Annotated in this window: 24 protein-coding genes and 1 pseudogene; 11 read left to right on the top strand and 14 right to left on the bottom strand. The window is 54.7% G+C overall.

Annotated elements, in window-relative coordinates; translation table 11 throughout:
• Positions 1 to 11: 11 nt before the first annotated feature.
• The 4 genes from E3E51_RS06065 to E3E51_RS06050 are packed head-to-tail and all read right to left on the bottom strand — an operon-like array spanning position 12 to position 3,211.
• Entirely contained in the window at positions 12 to 959 is a 948-nt protein-coding gene (locus E3E51_RS06065; RefSeq protein WP_167912250.1) for a radical SAM protein, read from the bottom strand.
• Positions 943 to 1,767, bottom strand: a complete 825-nt coding sequence (locus E3E51_RS06060) for an NAD(P)/FAD-dependent oxidoreductase (RefSeq protein ID WP_167912249.1) — start codon at positions 1,765 to 1,767, stop codon at positions 943 to 945. The genes E3E51_RS06065 and E3E51_RS06060 overlap by 17 nt, the downstream gene beginning before the upstream one ends.
• Positions 1,755 to 2,381, bottom strand: a complete 627-nt coding sequence (locus tag E3E51_RS06055; RefSeq protein ID WP_167912248.1) for an isochorismatase family protein — start codon at positions 2,379 to 2,381, stop codon at positions 1,755 to 1,757. The genes E3E51_RS06060 and E3E51_RS06055 overlap by 13 nt, the downstream gene beginning before the upstream one ends.
• A 23-nt stretch (positions 2,382 to 2,404) precedes the next feature.
• On the bottom strand, positions 2,405 to 3,211 hold the full coding sequence (locus E3E51_RS06050; RefSeq protein WP_167912247.1) for an SDR family oxidoreductase: 807 nt from the start codon (positions 3,209 to 3,211) through the stop codon (positions 2,405 to 2,407).
• Between the two features lie 71 nt (positions 3,212 to 3,282).
• Between E3E51_RS06050 and E3E51_RS06045 the strand changes: the two genes are divergently transcribed.
• Genes E3E51_RS06045 through E3E51_RS06035 form a run of 3 tightly spaced genes read left to right on the top strand, consistent with a single transcriptional unit; the run spans position 3,283 to position 5,003 of the window.
• Positions 3,283 to 4,293: a deoxyhypusine synthase gene (locus E3E51_RS06045; RefSeq protein WP_167912246.1), complete on the top strand. Its 1,011-nt coding sequence runs from the start codon at positions 3,283 to 3,285 to the stop codon at positions 4,291 to 4,293.
• Between the two features lie 40 nt (positions 4,294 to 4,333).
• A complete protein-coding gene (locus E3E51_RS06040; RefSeq protein ID WP_167912245.1) occupies positions 4,334 to 4,567 on the top strand; it encodes a hypothetical protein in 234 nt (77 codons plus the stop codon).
• Positions 4,551 to 5,003 (top strand): PIN domain-containing protein, encoded by a 453-nt coding sequence (locus tag E3E51_RS06035; RefSeq protein ID WP_167912244.1) that lies wholly within the window; start codon positions 4,551 to 4,553, stop codon positions 5,001 to 5,003. Before E3E51_RS06040 ends, E3E51_RS06035 begins: the two co-directional genes overlap by 17 nt.
• 346 nt (positions 5,004 to 5,349) lie before the next feature.
• Here E3E51_RS06035 and E3E51_RS06030 read toward each other — a convergent pair.
• The 3 genes and pseudogenes from E3E51_RS06030 to E3E51_RS06020 all read right to left on the bottom strand — a co-directional run.
• A pseudogene (locus E3E51_RS06030) lies at positions 5,350 to 5,850 on the bottom strand (AAA family ATPase); the annotation flags it as partial.
• A 157-nt stretch (positions 5,851 to 6,007) separates the two neighbouring features.
• Positions 6,008 to 7,297, bottom strand: a complete 1,290-nt coding sequence (tiaS, locus tag E3E51_RS06025; protein WP_167912243.1) for a tRNA(Ile2) 2-agmatinylcytidine synthetase TiaS — start codon at positions 7,295 to 7,297, stop codon at positions 6,008 to 6,010.
• A 32-nt stretch (positions 7,298 to 7,329) separates the two neighbouring features.
• Positions 7,330 to 7,860: a GNAT family protein gene (locus E3E51_RS06020; protein WP_167912242.1), complete on the bottom strand. Its 531-nt coding sequence runs from the start codon at positions 7,858 to 7,860 to the stop codon at positions 7,330 to 7,332.
• A gap of 44 nt (positions 7,861 to 7,904) precedes the next feature.
• Between E3E51_RS06020 and E3E51_RS06015 the strand changes: the two genes are divergently transcribed.
• Entirely contained in the window at positions 7,905 to 8,861 is a 957-nt protein-coding gene (locus E3E51_RS06015; RefSeq protein WP_167912241.1) for a transcriptional regulator, read from the top strand.
• On the opposite strand, the gene E3E51_RS06010 is transcribed toward E3E51_RS06015, so the two are convergent.
• Together E3E51_RS06010 and E3E51_RS06005 are read right to left on the bottom strand one after the other, a co-directional pair.
• Entirely contained in the window at positions 8,854 to 10,104 is a 1,251-nt protein-coding gene (locus tag E3E51_RS06010) for an HD domain-containing protein (protein WP_167912415.1), read from the bottom strand. The two genes, E3E51_RS06015 and E3E51_RS06010, sit on opposite strands and share 8 nt — an antisense overlap.
• 83 nt (positions 10,105 to 10,187) lie before the next feature.
• On the bottom strand, positions 10,188 to 11,471 hold the full coding sequence (locus E3E51_RS06005; protein ID WP_167912240.1) for a class I adenylate-forming enzyme family protein: 1,284 nt from the start codon (positions 11,469 to 11,471) through the stop codon (positions 10,188 to 10,190).
• A 117-nt stretch (positions 11,472 to 11,588) separates the two neighbouring features.
• Between E3E51_RS06005 and E3E51_RS06000 the strand changes: the two genes are divergently transcribed.
• From E3E51_RS06000 to E3E51_RS05990, 3 genes are all read left to right on the top strand, one after another.
• Positions 11,589 to 12,647: a hypothetical protein gene (locus tag E3E51_RS06000; protein WP_167912239.1), complete on the top strand. Its 1,059-nt coding sequence runs from the start codon at positions 11,589 to 11,591 to the stop codon at positions 12,645 to 12,647.
• A gap of 6 nt (positions 12,648 to 12,653) precedes the next feature.
• Positions 12,654 to 13,748 (top strand): DUF835 domain-containing protein, encoded by a 1,095-nt coding sequence (locus tag E3E51_RS05995; protein ID WP_240924267.1) that lies wholly within the window; start codon positions 12,654 to 12,656, stop codon positions 13,746 to 13,748.
• Between the two features lie 381 nt (positions 13,749 to 14,129).
• The gene (locus E3E51_RS05990) at positions 14,130 to 14,357 is read left to right on the top strand and encodes a hypothetical protein (RefSeq protein ID WP_167912238.1); all 228 of its coding nucleotides are present in this window, start codon (positions 14,130 to 14,132) and stop codon (positions 14,355 to 14,357) included.
• Positions 14,358 to 14,365: 8 nt separating this feature from the next.
• Here E3E51_RS05990 and glp read toward each other — a convergent pair whose 3' ends face one another.
• Genes glp through E3E51_RS05970 form a run of 4 tightly spaced genes read right to left on the bottom strand, consistent with a single transcriptional unit; the run spans position 14,366 to position 16,714 of the window.
• Positions 14,366 to 15,556 (bottom strand): gephyrin-like molybdotransferase Glp, encoded by a 1,191-nt coding sequence (gene glp / locus E3E51_RS05985; RefSeq protein ID WP_167912237.1) that lies wholly within the window; start codon positions 15,554 to 15,556, stop codon positions 14,366 to 14,368.
• Positions 15,557 to 15,558: 2 nt separating this feature from the next.
• The gene (locus E3E51_RS05980; RefSeq protein WP_167912236.1) at positions 15,559 to 16,017 is read right to left on the bottom strand and encodes a PIN domain-containing protein; all 459 of its coding nucleotides are present in this window, start codon (positions 16,015 to 16,017) and stop codon (positions 15,559 to 15,561) included.
• Positions 16,014 to 16,166, bottom strand: a complete 153-nt coding sequence (locus tag E3E51_RS05975; RefSeq protein ID WP_167912235.1) for a hypothetical protein — start codon at positions 16,164 to 16,166, stop codon at positions 16,014 to 16,016. Before E3E51_RS05975 ends, E3E51_RS05980 begins: the two co-directional genes overlap by 4 nt.
• A gap of 32 nt (positions 16,167 to 16,198) precedes the next feature.
• Entirely contained in the window at positions 16,199 to 16,714 is a 516-nt protein-coding gene (locus tag E3E51_RS05970) for a MogA/MoaB family molybdenum cofactor biosynthesis protein (RefSeq protein WP_167912234.1), read from the bottom strand.
• A 101-nt stretch (positions 16,715 to 16,815) separates the two neighbouring features.
• Here E3E51_RS05970 and E3E51_RS05965 point away from each other — a divergent pair, with 101 nt between their 5' ends.
• From E3E51_RS05965 to E3E51_RS05955, 3 genes are read left to right on the top strand one after another with little or no spacing between them, the layout of a single operon-like run.
• Positions 16,816 to 17,409 (top strand): adenosylcobinamide amidohydrolase, encoded by a 594-nt coding sequence (locus E3E51_RS05965; RefSeq protein ID WP_167912233.1) that lies wholly within the window; start codon positions 16,816 to 16,818, stop codon positions 17,407 to 17,409.
• Positions 17,410 to 17,438: 29 nt separating this feature from the next.
• Entirely contained in the window at positions 17,439 to 17,645 is a 207-nt protein-coding gene (locus E3E51_RS05960; RefSeq protein ID WP_167912232.1) for a hypothetical protein, read from the top strand.
• Positions 17,635 to 18,099 carry a type II toxin-antitoxin system VapC family toxin gene (locus tag E3E51_RS05955; RefSeq protein ID WP_167912231.1) on the top strand — a complete coding sequence of 155 codons (465 nt, stop codon included), beginning with the start codon at positions 17,635 to 17,637 and terminating at the stop codon, positions 18,097 to 18,099. Before E3E51_RS05960 ends, E3E51_RS05955 begins: the two co-directional genes overlap by 11 nt.
• On the opposite strand, the gene cobT is transcribed toward E3E51_RS05955, so the two are convergent.
• Positions 18,074 to 19,084, bottom strand: a complete 1,011-nt coding sequence (gene cobT / locus E3E51_RS05950) for a nicotinate mononucleotide-dependent phosphoribosyltransferase CobT (RefSeq protein ID WP_167912413.1) — start codon at positions 19,082 to 19,084, stop codon at positions 18,074 to 18,076. The genes E3E51_RS05955 and cobT overlap by 26 nt on opposite strands.
• 68 nt (positions 19,085 to 19,152) lie before the next feature.
• On the opposite strand from cobT, the gene E3E51_RS05945 reads away from it, so the two are divergent.
• Positions 19,153 to 20,646 (top strand): cobyric acid synthase, encoded by a 1,494-nt coding sequence (locus E3E51_RS05945; protein ID WP_167912230.1) that lies wholly within the window; start codon positions 19,153 to 19,155, stop codon positions 20,644 to 20,646.
• The last annotated feature ends 5 nt before the right edge of the window (positions 20,647 to 20,651 follow it).

Raw genomic sequence — 20,651 nt, 5'->3', positions numbered from 1 at the left:
TAAGGTTTTCGTCAGCTCACCCTAAACTCGAACCCCCTCGCGAAGGTGTAGGCTTCCCTAAGCTCCGGCCTCTCCTTCAGGAACCTGAGGATGTACTGGCCGCAGTTCGAGCCGATTAGGTTCTCCCTCGTGTCGCCGACGGAGATAATGACGTCGTAGCCGAGCCTCCTCAGGTCGTCCACGAACTTCCTGTGCTTCATCGGAAGGCCGGTCTCAAGGTCCACGTCGTTGGTGAGCCTGTTCTTTAGCACGCTAACCGTCGGGTTGAGCGGCGTTATCTTGATGAGGAAGTATTCCTTCGGGAAGTACTCGGCTATGACGCTTGCATCTGCCTCGTTCTCCCTCGCCAGGGCAAAGTTGAGCGTAATCTTCTTGCCGCCCTCGTCGTAGAAAGCTTTACCGTACTCGGCTATCCTCTCGAAGTCCCACTTCCTGACCGGGATTATCTCGTCCCTCTGCTCCGGGTTCGTGGAGTGTATCGAGAACTGGAGCTGGAAGTTGGTCGGGAACATCTCCTTCTTCAGCTCCAGCAGTGCCTCGAAGAACTTGTCCGTCCCTATCGGGGCTATCGTCGAGAGCGATGGGTGGAAGTTGTCGTAGCGCTCGCCCAAAATGCGCATCGCCTCGATGACGGCCATGTTGAAGCTCGGCTCGCCCATTCTCGCGAACTGCACCTTGAACTTCCGGGTCTTCGGCTTCCCGTTCCAGCGCCTGGCTATCGGGTACTCTATCTGCTCCATCAGCTCGTCCACGCTCAGCCGTCCCTTGTAGAAGAAGCCGGCGTCGCACATCTTGCAGCCGACCGGACAGCCGTTGAGCGATGAGACGATGAGCACCCACTTCTCGGCCGGATTGTAGGTCGGGATTGATTCGACGAACTCCACGATGTTCCCCTTCGAGGTCTTCCCAATGTAAACGACGGCAACGTTCGGGTCGCCAACCTCACTCAGTATCTCCATACCTCTCCCTCCTCCATATCGTCATCGCCGTTTTGATTCCGTCAGCTATCGCCAGGGCCGTTTGCCGGTAAATCCCGTTCTTAACGTCCCCGACCAGGAAAAGGTTATCGTCCTCGATGCCCTCCACCAGTTCGATGTTCGGCACCCTGCCGATGGCACCGAGCACCAGGTCGACCTCAAAGTCGCCAGCGCTGGTTTCGGCTAAAAGCTTTCCCTTTCCGTTTATAGGCTTTATTTCCCGAACCTGTCCCATCAGCGTCCTGATGTTTGAACGCCTCTTCACGAGTTCCTGGAGGTACGGCAAAGCTTTCGGCTCGCTCCTCATGAGGATTATCACTTCATCGCTAACCTCGCTCATGGTCAGCGCGTAGTCGAAGGCCACGTCGCCGCCTCCGATGATGAGAACCCTTCCGTAGTGCCTCCTCGGAACCTCGGCAACATGGTAGATTATCCCGTCGAATGGGAGCTTCCTCGGCCTCGTCCCCGTTGCCACCACAAGGTACTTGAAGCGATGAATTCCACTCGTGGTTTCGAGTTCAAACCGCCTATCGGCCTTTCTGATAGCCCTGACTTCCTCGTAGACGATTTTCAGGTTATACCTCCTCACGTACTCCTCAAGGATTGCGACGACTCTCTCTCCCTTGATTCCGTCGGGGAAGAACATCGTGTTCTCGACGGAGTAGGCGTTCCTTATGAGTCCACCTATCCGGTCGCGCTCGAAAATCACGCTCTCTATCCCGTAGCGCGCCAGCTGAACCGCCGCCGCTATCCCCCCGATTCCCGCCCCGATTATCCCTACGAGAGCCATTCCAACACCTCCGAGAGGAGCGGCGTAACCGCGAAGCCGTGGGAGAGGTTTCTGAGCGTCGCCTCGTGGAAGTGCCTGTTCTGGGTCAGCGTCCCATCAACGGGGAAGACCACGTTGAAGCCCCTCACGAAGGCCTCCCGGGCGGTGGTCTCACAGCAGAGGTGCGTCATGACGCCGGTGATGATTATCGTCTCAACGCCGAGCTTTCTCAGAACCCCTTCAAGTTCGGTTCCGTAGAAGGCATTGTATGTCCTCTTCTCGACCACCGTTCTCGCGAAGGGCAGGAACTCGTCGAGAAGCCCGTTCAACGGGTCGTTCTTTGGCATATTGCCGCCCCACCACCGGGTCATTATGTCGTTTTGGTGGAAGTGGCGGGTGAATATTATCGGGACGCCAAGCTTTTCAACTTCTCCGTAGAACTCCAGGAGCCTGGGAACGAAGCGGGGCGCCGAAGGCAGGAACGCCCTGCTCTCGGGTGTGAGGAAGTACCGCTGAAGGTCTACCGCCAGAACCGCCGTCTTCCGGAACGGCCTGACCTTCTCCCACTTCCTCGGTCTGAAATACCCCTTCCTCATCTCGGCTATGAATTCCGCGGTGAAGTAGTCCTCCTTCATGGTCTGAAAAAGGGAGAATGGCCTTAAATGTCTATCCCCCTCGTCATCGCTCCGTCTATGACAACCGTCGAGCCAAGCATGTACTCCGCTTCCTCGCTCAGGAGGAACGCCACGAGCGAGCCGAGTTCGCTCCACCTTCCGGTTCTGTGGAGGGGCGTTCTTCCGAGTACCTCTCGCTCCCAGGTCTCCTCGAAGGGTTCTCCCCTCGCCTCGGCAACTGCCTTGAGGTTCTCCCTCGCGCCGGGTGTATCAAAGCTGCCGAGCAGAACACTGTAGGCCCTTATTCCGTGCTTTCCATAGGTCCTCGAAACGCTCTTCGCCAGCTGGACCAGCCCTGCCCTCGTGACGTCCGCCAGAACCAGCGGCGGCATCGGCTCCTTTATCGAGACCGAGTTAAGATAGATGAGGGCACCCTTCATCTTTTTCTCAAGCCACGTCTGGACTAGGAGCGTTGTCAGATAGCCGGGCGCGACCGTATGAAGGGCGGAAGCCTCAATCCAGTCTATATAGCTTGCCTCGTGGAGAAAACAGGGCTCGCACCGGACGTTTCCCGCGTTCCAGACGAGGGCATCAACCCCTCCAAGGAGCTCCCAGCTTTCCTTCACGAGGTTCTCAAGGTCGCGCTGGTCAAAAAGGTTGGTTCTAACGGAATAGGCCTCACCGTAGCTTGAGAGCTCATCCAGGGCTTTCTTCAGGTTTTCCTCGCTTCGCGAGCTTATAACAACCCTCGCGTTCCTCCTCAAAAGCTCCCTTGCAACGTTGAACCCTATGCCGCGGGATGATGCAGTGACGATGACGCCGAGGCCGTTCAGGTCTATCTCCACCGGCATGGAGAAAAGTTGGGGGAGGGGAATAAAACGCTTTCCCAAAACTTTATACGCCCACCTTCGAAGTGCCAACCATGACCGAGCCGAAGAATATAGTGCTTAAGGAGAGCCAGGAGGTCGAGGGCCTTCCAATCGAGGGCCCCTGGCCCGACGAGGTTTCGAGCATTGAAGAGGTTCTCAACTACTACGAGCGCATAGGCTTTCAGGCGACGCACCTCGGAAGGGCGATAGAAATCTGGCGAAAGGTCGAGGAGAAGCGCTCCAAGGGGGAGGAGGTTAGAGTTTTCCTCGGCTACACATCCAACATAATCTCCTCCGGCCTGCGCGAGATAATCGCGTGGCTAGTCAAAGAGGGCAAGATTGACGTCATCGTCACGACCGCCGGCGGAATCGAGGAGGACTTCATAAAAGCTCTCAAGCCCTTCCTCCTCGGCGACTGGCAGGTGAACGATGCCCTGATGCGCGAGAAGGGCATCAACAGAATTGGCAACATCTTCGTGCCCAACGACAGGTATATTGAATTCGAGAAGTACATGATTCCCTTTTTCGAGCGGATCCTTGAGATGGAGAAGGAGCGCGGAAAGCCGCTGACGGCGAGCGAGTTCATCCACGAGGTGGGCCGCTACATGGACGAGAAGCTCGGAAAGGAGAAGGAGCGCTCGGTTATCTACTGGGCCTACAAGCGGAACGTCCCGATTTTCTGCCCCGCCATAACCGACGGCTCGATAGGCGACATGCTCTACTTCTTCAAGGAGGAGCGCGGTGACAGGGAGCTCGTCGTAGACATCGCCAACGACATCGTGAAGCTCAACAACTTAGCCGTTACCGCCAAAGAGACGGCCTCGATAATCCTCGGTGGCTCACTGCCGAAGCACGCGATAATCAACGCCAACCTCTTCCGCGGCGGAACCGACTACGCGATTTACGTGACGACGGCAATTCCATGGGACGGCTCTCTGAGCGGCGCGCCGCCGAGCGAGGGCGTAAGCTGGGGCAAGATAAGAGCTAAGGCGGATTACGTAGAGATATGGGCCGATGCTACGCTAGTCTTCCCGTTGCTGGTGTGGAAGGTGATGAGGGGATAGGGTTATATCCAATAAATGCAGACTAAAGAATGGTGAAAGCATGGAAGAGGTTATCCTTAGGGTCAGGTTGCCCAAGGGCATTAACGAGGATACACGACGGGCTATTGAGAGGGAACTTGAGCTTGAGGCGTTGAGGATATACCTTGAACTGAAGTCAAAGAAAAAACGGGAAAAGCGTTCAATTGAGGAGTACATGGGAGTATTCGGCGAGGCCTCCCCTGAGGAGCTCGACGCCTACTCTTTGGAGGCTGAGGGCTTTGAGGACGTACATTGACGCAAACGTCATTTACAACTTTCTCTTCACGACGCCTTTGACCGCAAGGGCGAGGGAGATACTGACTTCGGAAGATGAGCTGAGTATCTCCCCGATTTCAATCAACGAGGCAGTTTACGTCTCCTTCAGGAAGCTCGCCAGAGACAAACACGGCATTTCGAACATCTATGACGTGAAAAAGTTCCTAAAGACCAAAGAAGGTTCGAACCTAATCGAAACCGCTTTTTTCATGGTCTTGGACCTCGTAGAGGATGCAGGGATTGATGTATTCCCTGATGAGAGCAGGGCGGAGATAATAAAAGAGGTTGCCTCGCTCTATAGGCTCCTCCCCAGCGATGCTACAATCCTCGCAACCTGCATACTGCATGGGATTCCAAGGATAGCAACTTTTGACTCTGACTTCGAAGGTATCGACGTGATTGAGGTCGTTAAATAGATTGCATCACCACTGCAAACTCTTTTTAAATCTCTTTGTGGTGGGAGTGTAAAGATTCAGTAATAATGGTTTAGAGATCTTCAATCTCCCATAATCTCTCAAAATTCTCAGATTTAATCATCTCAAGAGCAAAAACATAAAGACCCAACATTAGGAGGGTATTGGAATCCGGTTTCATCTCTAAGATTTCGTTAATTCTTGTTTTTAGCTGTTCAACAACTTTCTTTTTGGCTTCAGTGGAATAATCAAACAGCTCAAGAGCTTTAAGTATTGAGAGAATTTCAAGTTTGCATTTACCGATGTCACTAGTTGCATCAGCACTTTTACTTTTCAAAGATTTCATAATAACTTGGAAGTCGGTGGACTCGGTTATCTGGACTATTCCGGCTGGAGTCGTCGCGGTGACAACGAAGGTCAGCTCCTGGCCGAGGATTCTAATCTTGATGTAGTCTCCTCTAACGACGGGTCTGCTGACGAGCCTACTGTGGAACCATTCGACAAAGTCGTGGCCGAAGCGAATCGGCTCGGTTGGAGCGACAATGACCTTCTTCGCTTCCTTGACCTCGGCCCTTCTCACGGTAACATCATCACCGAGGCCGACGCCGGCGTTCTTCCTTATGGTTCCGTCCATTCTAATGATGCCCAGCCCTTCGTCATCTGGATAAGCCGGCCAGACAACGGCGGCAGTGTTTTTGGTTCCAATAATCTCGATGATGTCGCCGCTCTGGACTCCAATATCGCGTATTGACTTGCGGTCTATCCTAACTATTCCCCTCCCAACGTCCCTCTGGTAAGCAGAGGCGACCTTGAGCTTAATCTCCCCATTAACTCCTTTAATTTGCTTCATAAATCATCTAATATTGTATATGATGAAAGCTCTTTATATGTTTTTTGTATCAATATGATACAATATGATTTGTGAGAACCCCTAAAGATAATTACTTGAGTAGGATACCTAGCCTAGGTCAGCATCAAGCAAGAGCCATTAAACAAAATGCTCCAGACTACCGCTCTAATCTCTTCAGTGCCTCTAGTATTTTCTCCTCCCCACCAGGCAGAACCAGCGGCTTCGATAGGTGTTTCCTCGCGTCTGGCGGCACTTCGTAGATTTTCCTCTCCAGCTCGCGCGGAACTTCAACCGGAATTAGCTTCTTCGGCATCTTGTAGCCGCAGCGCTTGCACTTGAGGTAGTCGCCCTTGCTCTTCATAGTTCCTCCACACTTCGGGCACGTGGGCTTCCGGTACTCGATTTTGGGAACGAGCTTCACCGGATAGAACTTTTCGAGGTTAAGCGTCAGAGCGCCCTCGTGCTCTTTCACTCCACCGGCGGCGATTATCTCGTCTCCCGGCAGGAGCTTCCTGACCCAGTTCCGGAACTTCTTCGTCGGCTCGAAGGCCGCGACGCGTACCTTCCCTGTCTCGTCCTCCAGCTCGAAGAAAACGTGCCTTCCGCGCTCCCAGTACGGGCCTGCAACCCTTCCCCTGACTACCGCACTGTCGTAGAGCTTCAGCTCGCCGATTTTCTTTGGAGCAAGGTGGTCGTCGGTGTTCTGGTTCGTCTTGTAGAGCTGGTAGAAGGCAACGGGCTCGCCAAACTCGACCCGCTCGAAGGTCTGGAGAACCTTTCCTCTGTCAATCCCCCTGATGCCAACCAGAACGGGGTCCTTACCGTGGGGCGTTATGAGGACGCTCCTCTTGTAGGGGTCAACGTTGTCGTAGGTGAAGGGATAGCTCCAGTGGTCGGCGGCGAAAACACTCTTCGCATCGACCTTTCTCGGCGTTCCCCACTTGTCCGGCTCCCTGTAAGCTAACAGCTCGTAGGTGAAGCGCTCAAGGGGATAGCCGATTGAGGCGAGAGCTCCAATTATGCCCCTGCCGAGCTTGAACTTAAAGATCTCCGCCCCGACATCTTCCGCGACCCTTTCAGCATCTTCGATTGTAACGTGCTCCCTCAGAGCTTTAAGCGAGAACTCGCGGAGATCCTCTGGGATTTCGCCCTCGAAGAAGACAACACCGGGGTTGGTGTTCTCGTGGGTGAAGTCGGCGAGTCCGTTCACGTAGAAAAGGACTGTATCTTTGATTTCGGGGATGGCCTCCTCATCGACCTCGAAGGTCATCGCGACCGCTCCGTTCCCGCGCGTCTTGTAGGGAATGTTCGGGTTGAGTCTAATAAGCCTCGGGAGGTCGAGAGGCTCCGCTAGGCGGGAAAGTTCGCGGTACAGGAGGGCACCGAGGTACGTGGTGCACATGCCGTTGGGGGAGTCGGTGTCGTCGATTCCGATGTGAAGCCTCATCGTTGAAGAGAAAAGGGAGGGGGTTTAAAAAGCTAAGCTCTGAACCTCTCATACATCAGCACGTCAACGAAGCCCTCTCCAGGCACGTACTGGTGCTTCCTCCAGCGACCGGCGAGTTTGAAGCCGTTTTTCTCCAGCACCCGGATGGAGGCGATGTTGGTCTCGAAGACGTGGGCGTAGACCTTCCGCAGGTTGAGCCAGTCGAAGGCGTATTCAAGGGCGAGCCTTACGGCCTCGCTCGCGTAGCCACGGCCCCAGTACTCCTTGGCCAGAAAATAACCCAGCTCGGCGCGTCCGTTGTGGTAGTCTATCCTGTGAAGCCCAGTAAGGCCAACGAGGGAGTGCGACGAGTTCTCCAGTATTGCGAAGACCTTTTCCTGCTTCTTCTCCCGCCTCAGGGCCTCGTACCACTCCAGCTCATCCTCGTAGAAGAATATCTCCTCCGAGAATGAAAGGTAGCGCCTGACGTCGCGGTCGTTGTACCAGACCCAGGCGTGCTTCATGTCCTCCCGAAGGAGCACGCCCAGGGAAACCAGATTGCCCTTAACGATTATCGGTCTCATGCGAACACCTTAACTTTATTAAGCCCTATGCGTATTTAAAAATGATGGACAGGGATAGGCTCATAAGAACCGTCGAGGCGATACTCAGGGGCACCGGGTACAAGACGGCACGGATGGACTTCAAGGGCTCGTGCTTCGACATAGTGGCGAGCAGGTTACTCCTTCTGCTCTTCGTCAAGGTGGCCACCAACATAGATACCGTCACAGAGGAGCAGGCCGAGGACCTCAAGCGGCTCTCCAAGTTCTTCAAGGCATCACCCCTGATAGTTGGGCTGAAGACGAAGAACGCCGAGCTTGAGGAGGGCGTTGTTTACGAGAGGTTTGGAATCTACGCACTCCGGCCGGAGACCCTCTACGACGTTCTCGTTGAGAACGAGCTGCCGGCGATATTCGCCGAGCGCGGTGGCTTCTACGTGAGGATAAACGGCGGACTTCTGAAGCGGCTGAGGGAGAAGTACGGCTACTCCCTGAACGAGCTGGCTCAACTTTTGGGAGTCTCACGCAAGAGCCTGATAAACTACGAGCGCGGGGAGCAGGCGGTGTCGCTTGAGGTTGCGATAAGGCTTGAGGAACTGTTCGACGAACCCCTCGCCGAGCCGATTGACATACTCCATTCAACGGTCGAGGCCAACCTCGATGTGACCCCTGAGAGTCCTCTCGAAAGGGAAATTTTTGAGCGCCTCAAGGGGCTGGGTCTTGGAGTGGTGAAGGTCAAAAAGGCGCCCTTCAACGCGGTGTCCAAGGAGGACGAGTTCAGCATCCTAACCGGGATAGACGAGACGAAAACCCGTTCAACGGTGAAGCGGGCAGAGATGGTGACGGAGGTCAGCAAGATAATCAACAGCGACGGCGTTTTCATCCTGGAGAAGACCAGAACCGAGGTTGTCGGCGAGGTTCCGCTGATACCCAAGGAGAGCCTCGAAGAAGTCAGGGACGCCGACGAACTCATAGAGATGATAGAGGAGCTCAAGAAGGAGATAAAAAAGGGGCTCTTCAGCTGAAGATGACTTTTCTCCAGACCTCCCTTACCTTCGGGACGTATTCCTTCGGTGCCGCTATGAGGACCGCCCAGCGCGGCGTCTGGCGTCTCTTGAGGGCGTTGGCGAGCGGAGTTACCTTCGTCAGCGGTTGAAGCTCCCCGTTGCCCAGGAGGACGTTTATCTCCGTTGCCTTGAGCCTCGGCTCGCTGAGCATGAGGTCTGCTATGCTGAACTCAAGGATGACCTCCCCCTCCCTCGCGCCGACCATGTCCGCGAGGGTTCTCTCTATCTCCTGCCTCCGCTTCACGTTACGGTATGCCGTCAGCAGTTCCCTCTTCTCCTCACCCGTCAGCTCGTCCGCGCTTGCGAGAACGGCGGCCTTGTAAAGCTCGCGGTACTTTATGCGCCTCACCATCTCTGCCGGGAAGCCCTCAAGGTCCTCCAGCTCGACCAGAACCCTACAGTCGGTCATGCGCCAGAAATCCCAGAGGTAGCCCTCCTCCAGGGCGAACTCCAAAGCCCTGGTCAGCATGCCCTCGGCTATCTTGACCGTGTGGTGGAAGTAGACGCGCGAGTACATCAGCGATCTCGCCACCATCATGCCCTCGACGGCCTCTATGCCCTTCTCGTCAACGACGAGTTCCCCATCGTGAATCTTAAGAACCTTAAGCAGCCTCTCAAGGTCTATTATACCGTGGGCAACGCCGGTGTAGTGGGCGTCCCTCACGAGGTAGTCGAGCTGGTCAACGTCAACGTCGCCGTGCAGCATGTGGCCGAGGTAATGCTTTTCGTGCTTCCCGCGTATGAGGTCGGCGACGTCCTTGGGCGTGAAGTCGTAATCGTAGCCCTCGATTATCTCTGGAATCCTTCCTCCGTTCTCGCTCTCGGTTATGTCCACCTTTCCAAGCACCATATCCCGGCCGAGGTGCATGTGGTCGTGCTCCTTGACGTAGTGCTTGTATATGCTCTCGAAGGTGTGGCTGAAGGGCCCGTGGCCGATGTCGTGGAGGAGCGCTCCCACCTGCAGGAGCATGCTCTCGTTCTCATCCAGGCCGACCTCCTGCGAGAGCCTCTTGGCGAGGTGCCACGCGCCGAGGGAGTGCTCGAACCTGCTGTGGTTGGCACCGGGATAGACGAGGTAGGCCAAACCGAGCTGTCTTATGTTCCTGAGCCTCTGGAACTCCGGGGTCTTGACGAGGTCGAGGATAATGCCGGTGAGCTTCATGCTTCCATGAATCCCATCGTGAATAATCTTCCCATCCATCGACACCACCGCTGGAAGTTTGAGAGAAGCCTTATATAAATTTTCGGCATTGTGACAAAATCGGAGGGAAAAGAACGGCAGAATCAGAGGTCCCTGCCGGCGATGTATATCCTTTTGGTCTTTCCGAGCCTCTTCGGGAGGTCGGCCCTGAGCTTCTCAAGCGGAACCGCCTCGATGGCCAGCTCGGCCTGTTTGGACTCCTCCACCTCGTAGCGGACGGGGTTGTTCGCCTCGTAGATGAGTTCTCTGACCTCGTCTTCTATTCCAGCCGGCTTTTTGCCGCTGTAGGCGACGCGCAGTATTGCCTTCGGCCTGGGATTTTCGGGCGAGAGCGGGTGGTAGATTATCACGAAGTCGAGGAGGTCAGGATGGTCGTAGACTATCTCCATCACCTGGTCGATGTGAAGCTTGGCTCCCGCGAGCGTTACGACGTCCTTGATACGGATTATATTCTTGACCTCGCCGTCTTCGATCCTTGCGAGGTCACCGATGTCGTAGTTGAAGAGTGGCAGACCGGTAAGCTCGCCTTCCCTCATGACCTTGGTTATGTAGATGCGCTTGTAGTCGTCGTAGCCGTCGCCGTTGTCCTTGAGGACGACTATGGACTCCTCGAAGTTGAACTTCGTGGCCTTCTCTCTCGTGATGACACGGTAGCCTGTTATGGCGTCCTCAGTTGAGCCAAAGTTGTCTATTATCACCGCGTTCTCGAACAGCTCAAGGGTCGCCCTCGCGAGTTCTGGAGTCAGGGTTTCGCCTCCGACCACGATGGTTTGAATGTCCTTCTTTATGGACTCCGGGAGAATGAGGCCGAGGTTGTAAGCGGTGGCGGTCAGGCAGAAGAGCGCCGTGGGCTTGATGTGGTTGAACTCCTTCAGGAGCATCTCTTTATCGAGCAGATACTGGATCGGTATCTGGTAGTATGCGGACTTCGCGTTGAGAGCTTCAAAGCTCCCGAAGGCGAACATGCCAGATGAAGACGGCAGCGGGGGGAAGAACGAGGCTATTCTGTCTCCTTTGTCCATGTATCCTCTAATCCAAGGCTCTACCTGTCGGGCCGTTCTGAAGCGGTCGTCCCGCGTGTATGCCACCCTCTTTGGCTTTCCGGTCGTCCCACTTGTCCTCATCACAGTGTAGAAGATTTGGGCCCGCTGGATGTAATCCGGCCATACTTTATCAACGTCATAGAGATCATGGGGGGTTATTCTTACAGTATCGACGTGGCTGGCGATGTCTTCGAAGGATACTCCATCAGGGTCAACGTCCGATAATTTTTCCTGCCAGAACTTCGTCGTCTCTAGGGCTTTTTCAAGGGTGTACCTGAGGTCGCCAATCCTTTTTTTATCTGTTCTCCCAACGATCAGGACCAAGAGTACTCACCAGAGTACTAACTGACTTAAAGTATATAATTGTTGGGGTTTGCCCAAGACTCTTTGGATGAACCACAATAGAAAAGGTTTTTATACTGTCGTTGTTAAACTGCCGTTATGAACTACAGAGAAATTTTGGAGACCGTGTATCAAAAGCCTCTGAAGGTGGGTAGGGACGATTCGGTAGAATACCTCAGGAGGGTTTTCGAGTTTCATTTTTGCGAAACCCCATATTGGAGGGGAATTCGTAGTGGCACAGAGGTTAACCTGGATGAGATCTTCCAGGGAAAGCTGGAGACTGTTTTTGAGAATATTTTTAATTCCGGACTTGCCGTTGAGGAAGGATACCTCAGACACAACTGGGTGGAATTCGTCCCCGATAGATATCCCGGGAGAATTAGGTTCTATCAATCTTCGGGAACCACCAGGGAAAGGGCCATAGGTCACTGGGACAGAGAGTACCTGTTTGCGGTTCACAGATACCTAAAAGCGGCTCTCGACGAAATCTATGCCCTCGATAAAACTTACGATGAGACTCACCGGATGAGAGCGATCGCTCACGGCCCATACGGATGGTTTCAGGAGGAAATCAGTGAGCTGGTGTGGGGCTACGGAGGTCTGCTTTACTTCATCGGCATGGAGACGGATGGGCTGAAAAAGGTCTATGAGACTCAGGGGCTGGAGGCGGTTTTGAGGATCCTTGATCCGTTGGTTAGATACACAAACCGGATTCTGGAGAGGGACTCCATAAACACGGTACGCTCGGCACCGCCTTTGATGGCTCTTTTTGAATCGCACAGCGAAGACATTGAGACGGCGATCATCAGCGGCGTCGGTGTTAACCACGAATTCTTCGAGGCACTTAGCGCGAAATTTGAAGGCACAAAGCTTATACCTCTCTACGGCTATTATCTCATTGGAGACCTTATGGGCATACGCAGGGGCAAGGAGTTCTGGTACTATCCCAACTATCCGTTTACGATAATCTTCCCGATGGAAAAAGAGGACGATGGATACCGGATAGTGAAGCGCCACGAACGCGGAAGGGTGGCCATGCTGATAGCCAGGCCCGAGGTCCTGGTTGTCAAAATTGAGGACGAAACCGCACTCAGAACTCCACCGCACGGACCGTTTAGATGGGATGGGTTCGGGAACCCCGAAAGAAAAGTGGGGTGAGATGTATTGGATGGCATCCAGGCACTCGTGTTTGCTGAGGCAGTAATGGTCCTGATCGCGGACCTCATGGCCGCTGGATGGATATTCCGTATATACCTCCGCAACAGAAGAAAATCCGCCTTGGCCTTCTCCATAGCGTGGATCTTTGATTTTCTGGCCATTCTCTCTACCACCATTACAAACCCCATCGTGCAGATGATTGGCATCGTGCTACTGCCTGCGTTCTCCGCCTTTATATTCTACGGCGCGGTGAAGTTTCTTGAGGAAGAATCAATCACCGTTAGACACAGAACCCTGGCCATTCTGGCGATAATGCCTGTGGCGTTTATGGCGTACATAGTTGGCGTGTATCTGTATACTGAAGACGCCGTGTGGACCATAACAAGTGCCGCCACTCTGGGTATAACTGGTGTGTTTGTTATAGCGGGAGGACTTCTGCTGAAGGAGACGGAGGAGATTTACAAGAGCGCCGTGAGGTATCTGTACATAAGTGTCATACTCTTTGGCCTTCACCTGGTCCCCGCTGCGCTCTTTGGCATCACCGAGTGGTACAAGGCGGTGGGCTTTACCATCTCTACGATACTGATAGTTAGCATGGTAGTGGCCATGGTAAAGCTTACATCCTCCGAGTCATTTACACCACAGAAAGGAAAGGTCACCGCTCCAGTTGATCTGAAGCCTGGCGTTATGATCGTTAACGGGAAGGAGTATCAGGCGATTAAGGAGAAGCTCAAGGATAGGCCGGTTCTGGCATTCGTCCGGGACGTTACCCAAGTTCCGGACGGGTGGCAGTACTACTTCGTGACCACTATACCGTTCCAAGGAACCTTCAAGGATACGATAGATCCCACAAACCTAACTAGGATGACCGAGCTTTCTTACAAGTATCTCGATGGACTGGCTAGGGTGGGAGACCGCGGGGTAGTCATAATAGACTGCCTTGAGTATCTGGCGGTTTATAATCCCTGGGAGAGCCTGCTGAAATTCCTCTCCAAGCTCCGGGACTTTGTGGTCGTTAACAACGGAACCCTTATCCTCGTCGCTGAGAAGACAAGCTTTGAGCCAAGACAGTACGCCCAGCTCAGGAAACTCATGGAGTGAGGCACCTTTATATACCCCCTGCCCAACTTTAAAACGCCCCCGCGCGAGGACCCCGGGGAGAATGAACCGGGGGGCGATGCGGGGGCCACAGCCCGGTCTCAGCGAGGTCCCCGCGGGAGGGCCTTCCGCGTTACGGAGCGCGATGACCGCGGGAAACCCAGACCGGGCACAAACCGCCCGCCTGGGTTAGCCCGCCCGAGCTCGCCGCTGGGCACCGATGGGGGCGGGTGTTACGGGCGGGCGATATTCAAGTTTTACATTTTTCTTTTGAAAGCCCCGCCCTTTAGGGTGGGGAGGAGGTCAGAATTTTTGGTAACCATTTATAGTGGTCATCAAAATCCGGTCAGAAAAGCTTTATTTAGGATAACCGCCAATTCCCCTATGGAGATAGTGATGAGGATATCCGGGAGGAGGAAGTGGGAGCTGTTCGTGAGGTACTATCCCCCTTGGCAGGGGTACCCTCCAAAGAAGAGGGGAGAGCGGAAAACGACGGAAGTTATCGAGGTATTTGAGATGCTGGGAGACCCCCGGAGGCTGGGGGACATCCCCGAGGAAGTCCGTGCCATCCTGAAGTTCATCAGGCTGGAATCTTTTCTTCAGGAGGCCTGAGATGCCAGCTAATACAGCACAACCTCGACGGTCTCCCCTTCAAGGTGCCCCTCGCTGTCCTCTGGAATGACTATGTAGCCGTTGCTCTCCACCAGCGAGCTTATTATCCCGCTGCCCTTCTTCCTGATCGGCCTCACCTTACCGTTCTCGTACCACACCTTCACGAACTCGTGTCTCCCGAGCTGGCTCGAAACGCGCTCGGTGAGCCGGGCGTAAACCTTCACCTCGTAGTCCCTGGCTCCCACCAGCTTCGCCAGGGCGTGTTTGACGTAGAGGTGGAACTGGGCGAAAACGGCCGCAGGGTAGCCGCTCATTATGAAGACCCTCTCTCCGTAGCCTATTGGCCTTCCCGGTTTTATCGTCGTCCCGTGGAAGAGGGGTTTGACAAAGCGGTGGGCAAAATCCTTGTCGCCGAAGGCGGAACCTCCCGTGACGAGGACGAGGTCGTTCTCGGCCTTTGCCCTCCCTATTGCAGACCCGATGGCATCTTCCTCATCGGGGACGACGCCGTAGAAAACCGGCTCTCCAAAGTACTCTCTGACCAGGCCGGTCAGCATGGCGGAGTTGCTCTCCATGATTTTTCCAGACCTCAGTGCGTCCTCATCGAACTCCTCAATCAGCTCGTCGCCGGTTATTATTATCCCAACGCGGGGCTTCTTCTTGACCTTTACCGTCTTAAAGCCGAGGCTCTTGAGGAGTGCAAGGTCCTGAGGCCTTAAAATCTGGCCCTTTCTCAGAACAACCTCGCCCTTCTTCACGTCCTCTCCCGCGAAGGCCACGTTCCCGCCCGGGGCAACCGGCCGGAGAACCCTTATGAGGTCCCCCTCGCGCTCTACCATCTCCTGCATGATGACGGCATTCGCTCCCTCCGGCATCTTTGCCCCCGTCATGAGCTTTACAGCGGTTCCGGGCTCAACCTTGACTCCGCTCTCCTCTCCCGCGGTGATCTCGTCTATCACCCTGAGCTCGACCGGGCTGTACTCCCTCGCCGGAAACGTGTCCTCAGCCCGGAGGGCGTAGCCGTCAACGGCAGACCTGTCAAAGGGCGGGCTGTCTATAGGGGAAGTCACGTCCTCCGCCAGGACCCTGCCGAGGGCCTCATTCAGGGGAAGTTCCTCCGCATCGGGGACCTCGGCTAAATCGTTGAGTAGTAGCTTTAAGGCCTCCCCGTAGGGAGTGAGTCGTTTGAACTCCTTCATTCTCATACCCCCACAGTTTTTAGGAACTCAACACGTTTGAAGTCTGAATCAAATGTGACTATCCTCTCGATGCCGTAGCTTTTACAGGTCAGGGCTATCTGGGCGTCGGAAGGCAAAAGATTGTATTTTTCCATAATAAGCCTAAGCTCCCGTGTCTGCTGGACATCCTGGAGTATAACAACGCCTGCCTCGTCAAGAAGGCCATCGAGAACGTCCAGAACGGGTTTGAACGGCTTCCACCCGTTTTTTCTAATGAACTTCCGCAGGCTGTGCTTGCCCTTTATCCCAAACTTCTCACGCCCGAATGCCATTGCGAGGGCTCCGAGGGATTCCCTGTACACGAGCATTGACGTGACCTTGGTATCCCCACCCAAAAGAACCATCTCGGCCGCGTCAGCACTCTCTCCATTGAGGATGTACTCGACGATAACAGAAGTGTCAATGAAGATGACGTCTTTCAAAGCTCTTCAGCCTCCTCAATGACCCACTTGATTGTCTTCTCGTCAAACGTTCCGAGTGCGCCCCTAAAGCGCCTCAGCCTCTCAAGTTTTTTGTCCTCCGTGTGCACTGATTGTTTCCTCGGCTCATTGAGGTTCTCCATTCTTACCACCACTAGTTTCTTCCCTCGACTGAATATTAACCTTACTCCCCCGCGTGCTTCAGCACGTGGCCAGCCTCGTTCAGAATTATCTTAACCCCGGTCTTTGCCGCGCCGAGGCTTCCCGGCAGGCAGAAGACCGCCATGACCCTGTCGGAACTCCTGATTATTCCTGCCGTTGCCCTCGTCATGACCGCGGCGGTTCCAATCTCCTCGTAGCTCAGAAGCCTGAAGATTTCTCCGAAGCCCGTCAGCTCCTTGTCCAAAAGCGGCCTGACGCTCTCCACCGTGACGTCCCTGGGCGCCATCCCGGTCCCGCCGGAGGTTACGAGAACGTCGGCACCCGCTTTGAAGGCCTCAACTATTGCCCCGATTATCTCCATCTTCTCGTCGGGAACAACGGAGTAGTAAACCCTCTCATGTCCGGCTTTCTCCAGCTCTTCGATGAGAAACTTTCCGCTCTTGTCCTCTTTCTCTCCCCGGCTGGCCGTGTCGCTCACCGTTATGACCGCGAACTTGAACCTCTTGGGGGCCTTCTTCTTGTGTTCTTCCGCTCCCATACCATCACCCGATTAAGCTCGTCCCTGAACTTAATAACCTTTCAGCAAACGGAAGCGTTTAACGGCGCAAGCGTTATATCCCCGCCGGTGGATGTGCATACATGGAGTTTGAGCACTTTATACGACACTTCGACGAGCCGATGTTGGCTCTGAGCAACGCGCCCCACCGGGGAGGCTTGACGGAGGCAAACGGCTTCTTCTTCATGATGGTTCCCAAGAACTACTCCGGCGACTACAGGAGGGACTGCGCAAGCTTTGAGAGGGCATATGGACTCAAAAACTTCGTGGGCTTCATGACGGCCGCAGACATCGGCAAGGTGCTCTCGGTTTCAAGGAGAGGGAACGTTACGGCCTACGTGACGGCTGGTATCACAAATCCAGCAATAGCGGGTGATGAGCCACCCCCGTGGGAACCGGGGACGATAAACATCGCCCTCGTCATCGAGGAGGGCCTAAAGGTTGGGGCGATGGCCAACGCGATAATGACCGCCACGGAGGCGAAAACCTACACCCTTCTGAGCCTCGGCTACAACGCGACCGGAACGACGAGCGACGGCATCGGGGTTTTTGCCTTTGATGGAAAGACCGAGTGGGCCGGAACGGCAACGGAGCTTGGAATATGCATTGGAAAAGCTGTGAGGGAGGCGCTTGAGGAGAGTTTGAGGAAGTGGGAGAGGACGAGAAGTGTTAAATAGCTTCGATTCCTATTGATACCGGTGAGAGAATGGAGGACGTTGAGGCCCAGGTTGAGAGGCTGTTCCTTGATGCACAGAACCTCCTGCTGAAAATACGGCTTAAGGAGATTCGGAAGGGCAGGGTTACCCTTGAGGAACTAATTCGACTTGCGGAAGAGGAGACGGAGTACACGGAAGAAGTGGAGGACATAACCGAGATGATACGGGAGATGAGGGAGAGGGACTATGACTACTGACCTCGTTCTCGACACGAGTGTATTCGTGAAGGGCTTTGTCCCGCCAAAGCGCAAGAAAAGGGACGAAGTTTACTACTCCCGGCTTGCACTTCACAGAAAAGCAAAGTCCATTCTCGATGAAGTGGCCATGGGTAGAATACTGTTGCACGAACCAGTTGTTATGCTTGTGGAAACAGCTTCTGTTGTCTCACGCCTCTCCAGCAATCCTGCCCTCTCCAGGCTTGCGGTTAGTTTTATTACCGAACATTCTCTGCTGTACTCGGACGTTTATCTTCTTGAAACAGCTATTGACCTTGGGATTACTACAAAGGCAAGCGGTTTTGACGTTCTGTTTCTGGCATGTGCCGCGATGAGCCGCTCAAAGCTCATCACAGACGACAAAAAGATGTACGAGAAAGCTGTAAAGGCGGGAATAAAGGCGGAACTCCTCAGGGAGATGACTTCATCTCCATGAGCCTTCCGTAAAGCTCCTCGACATTTTCGCTCACGTCCTCCGGAGAAAAGCCGGCCTTGACGGCGAGCCACGTTGCACCTCCCGCTCCAACGCCCTCCTTGACGTAACCATTCTCGTAGTCCCGCAATCCCTTGAACTCGCTCTTCGAGAAGTCCAGATCCGCTGCGTACGTCACTATCCCGATTTCTTTCGCCGTTTCGAGGAACGTCGCACTCCTGTCGTTTACAACCCACCTGGTCGTTGCGATCATGAACCTATCTAGGCTTTCTCCAAGGGCCTTGATGAGGGCTGAGACTGCCAGCATCTGAGTCCCGCCGGCTAAAACAATCTTCCTTCTGAAGCCAAGCGATAGACCTATTACCGTCGCCATCATCGGGTCGCCGAACTGCCTGAGGGCCTCCAGAGGATTGTTCCTCAGCCCGCCCTTCCCGACTCCGGCCCTCTCAAAGGCCTCCGCGAGGACCTTTTCCTTCAGGCTCTGGGGGTTGTCCGGTGAGGCCGAGCTCGTTCTGGCGTCGTAGCCGAGCGCCCAAAGGACGGCCTGGGCCGTTGTAGTCCCACCTGGCGTTGACTCACCGATTACAAGTTCTTCAACCGGCGTTTTGTTCAGCTCCTCGCCGAAGAGCTTGGCGCGCTTGATTATCTCCCCGAACTCCGGCAGAGCCGGGCCCTTCCTGAAGTCCCTCCCCACGGCGTCGCTGATGTGGACGTGCGGGACGAGAGGGGCGAGGTAAGTCCCTCCCCTGACGGCGAGAACCGGAAAGCCTGCCAGCTCTTTCGCGGCCTTCGTGATTATGGCCGGCGTCGGATGGCCCTCGGGAGTCACGGGAATAACGTCAATCGTCAGGGGCTTTTCGTGGAAGAGGTACTCCGCATCAGCTACCGGTGTGAGCTTCGTCAGTTCGGGCGTCGCTCCGGCAACGCTTATCCCCGGAACGGTGCTTATCTCGGTGTTGCCCAGGACGAGAAGGAAGAGGCTCTCCATTCCAACCACCGCTGGACTTTTTATCCAAGGGTTTATATGCCCTTCGGCCAACATCAGCCGGTGGGAGAATGGGAAACGCATTAATGGTCCTTGGAACTTCCTCCGGCGCTGGTAAATCGCTCCTCGCTACTGCACTGGGCAGGATTTTCTCGAATCTTGGCTACGATGTGGTTCCCTTCAAGAGCCAGAACATGAGCCTGAACTCAGCGCCGAGCATCGAGGGCGGTGAGATAAGCAGGGCGCAGTATCTGCAGGCGATAGCGTGCAGGAAAAAACCGAGCGTGAAGTTCAACCCGATTCTGCTCAAGCCAGAGGGGGGAATGAGAAGTCAGGTAGTCTTCATGGGAAAGCCGATCGGCAGCGTTTCGGCAAGGGACTACATGCTCTCACGGAAGGAGGAGCTTTTCAGGAAGGCTATGGCAGTCCTGGATGAGCTGAAGGAGAAGCACGACCTCGTTATAATCGAAGGCGCCGGCAGTCCTGTCGAGATTAACCTCAAGGACTACGACATAGCCAACACGCGAGTCATGCTCCACGCGAAGGCAAAGGGAATCCTCGTGACGGACATAGACCGGGGCGGAAGCTTCGCGAGCATAGTGGGCACGATGGAGCTTTTGAAGCCGGAGGAGAGGGAAGCGATAATCGGCTTCGTCTTCAACAGGTTCCGCGGGGACGCTTCCCTCCTCTGGCCGGGCTTTGAGTACCTTGAGAGGCGCTACGGAAAGCCGACCCTCGGCGTTATCCCCTACGTCGAGCACCGCCTTCCGGAAGAGGACTCCCTGACTGAGTTCCCCAGGGTGAAGGGCGAGCTTCAGGTCCAGATAATCAGGCTCCCCCACATAAGCAACTTTACCGATTTTGAACCGCTCCACTGGGCGAACGGCGTTGACTACGTGACGAGACCGGAGGAGCTCAGGGGAGACGTGATAATACTCCCAGGGAGCAAGAACACGGTTGAAGACCTGCTCTGGCTGAGGAGGGAGGGCTTTGAGGACGCGATAATCGATGCCCACCGCGAGGGTTCCTTTGTAGTTGGAATCTGCGGCGGCTTCCAGATGCTCGGGGAGAAGATTGTCGACATCGTCGAATCAAAGCGCGGAACCGTTAGGGGAATCGGCCTTCTGCCGGCCAAGACCGTCTTCGAGAAAACCAAGAGGACGAACCACCTGAGTGCGGGGGTTCTCTGGGAGCCAGCTGAGGGGATGGCCGTTGAGGGCTACGAGATACGATTCGGCAGAAGCGTCTCCAAAAGGCCGTTCTCGGTGATAAATGCAATAAACGGCGCCAAAACCTTCGAGCCTGAGGGAGCGATGGGCGAGAGGACCTTCGGAACCTACCTACACGGCATCTTCCACAACTTCGCTTTCACGGAGGCGTTTCTCAACTTCCTGAGGGGAGAAAAGGGACTCGAACCAATATCCATTGAGGGCTGGAGCATCGAGGAAGAGATAGAGAGGTTCGCAAGGGTCGTGGAAAAGAACCTCAATATTACAACGCTAATTAATTTTTTTAATTTATCCAACTTAAACAGTAAATTTTATAAGTATTGTCAGATATTATAAAGTGG

It is taken from the genome of Thermococcus sp. 21S7, from assembly GCF_012027615.1.
Classification (GTDB): domain Archaea; phylum Methanobacteriota_B; class Thermococci; order Thermococcales; family Thermococcaceae; genus Thermococcus.
Note: the sequence above shows the minus strand (reverse complement) of the source record. Positions and strands in the feature narration are given on the sequence as shown.

Bases quoted from the DNA above. Each gene is read 5' to 3' on its own strand.
- cobT (WP_167912413.1), bottom strand. From the start codon at position 19,084: ATGGAGAGCCTCTTCCTTCTCGTCCTGGGCAACACCGAGATAAGCACC.
- E3E51_RS05990 (WP_167912238.1), top strand. From the start codon at position 14,130: ATGGAGATAGTGATGAGGATATCCGGGAGGAGGAAGTGGGAGCTGTTC.
- E3E51_RS05965 (WP_167912233.1), top strand. From the start codon at position 16,816: ATGGAGTTTGAGCACTTTATACGACACTTCGACGAGCCGATGTTGGCT.
- E3E51_RS06065 (WP_167912250.1), bottom strand. From the start codon at position 959: ATGGAGATACTGAGTGAGGTTGGCGACCCGAACGTTGCCGTCGTTTAC.
- E3E51_RS06000 (WP_167912239.1), top strand. From the start codon at position 11,589: ATGAACTACAGAGAAATTTTGGAGACCGTGTATCAAAAGCCTCTGAAG.
- E3E51_RS06055 (WP_167912248.1), bottom strand. From the start codon at position 2,381: ATGAAGGAGGACTACTTCACCGCGGAATTCATAGCCGAGATGAGGAAG.
- E3E51_RS06010 (WP_167912415.1), bottom strand. From the start codon at position 10,104: ATGGATGGGAAGATTATTCACGATGGGATTCATGGAAGCATGAAGCTC.
- E3E51_RS06045 (WP_167912246.1), top strand. From the start codon at position 3,283: ATGACCGAGCCGAAGAATATAGTGCTTAAGGAGAGCCAGGAGGTCGAG.
- E3E51_RS06015 (WP_167912241.1), top strand. From the start codon at position 7,905: ATGGACAGGGATAGGCTCATAAGAACCGTCGAGGCGATACTCAGGGGC.
- E3E51_RS05945 (WP_167912230.1), top strand. From the start codon at position 19,153: ATGGGAAACGCATTAATGGTCCTTGGAACTTCCTCCGGCGCTGGTAAA.
- E3E51_RS05970 (WP_167912234.1), bottom strand. From the start codon at position 16,714: ATGGGAGCGGAAGAACACAAGAAGAAGGCCCCCAAGAGGTTCAAGTTC.
- E3E51_RS06040 (WP_167912245.1), top strand. From the start codon at position 4,334: ATGGAAGAGGTTATCCTTAGGGTCAGGTTGCCCAAGGGCATTAACGAG.
- glp (WP_167912237.1), bottom strand. From the start codon at position 15,556: ATGAAGGAGTTCAAACGACTCACTCCCTACGGGGAGGCCTTAAAGCTA.
- E3E51_RS06020 (WP_167912242.1), bottom strand. From the start codon at position 7,860: ATGAGACCGATAATCGTTAAGGGCAATCTGGTTTCCCTGGGCGTGCTC.
- E3E51_RS06050 (WP_167912247.1), bottom strand. From the start codon at position 3,211: ATGCCGGTGGAGATAGACCTGAACGGCCTCGGCGTCATCGTCACTGCA.
- tiaS (WP_167912243.1), bottom strand. From the start codon at position 7,297: ATGAGGCTTCACATCGGAATCGACGACACCGACTCCCCCAACGGCATG.
- E3E51_RS06060 (WP_167912249.1), bottom strand. From the start codon at position 1,767: ATGGCTCTCGTAGGGATAATCGGGGCGGGAATCGGGGGGATAGCGGCG.
- E3E51_RS05955 (WP_167912231.1), top strand. From the start codon at position 17,635: ATGACTACTGACCTCGTTCTCGACACGAGTGTATTCGTGAAGGGCTTT.
- E3E51_RS05960 (WP_167912232.1), top strand. From the start codon at position 17,439: ATGGAGGACGTTGAGGCCCAGGTTGAGAGGCTGTTCCTTGATGCACAG.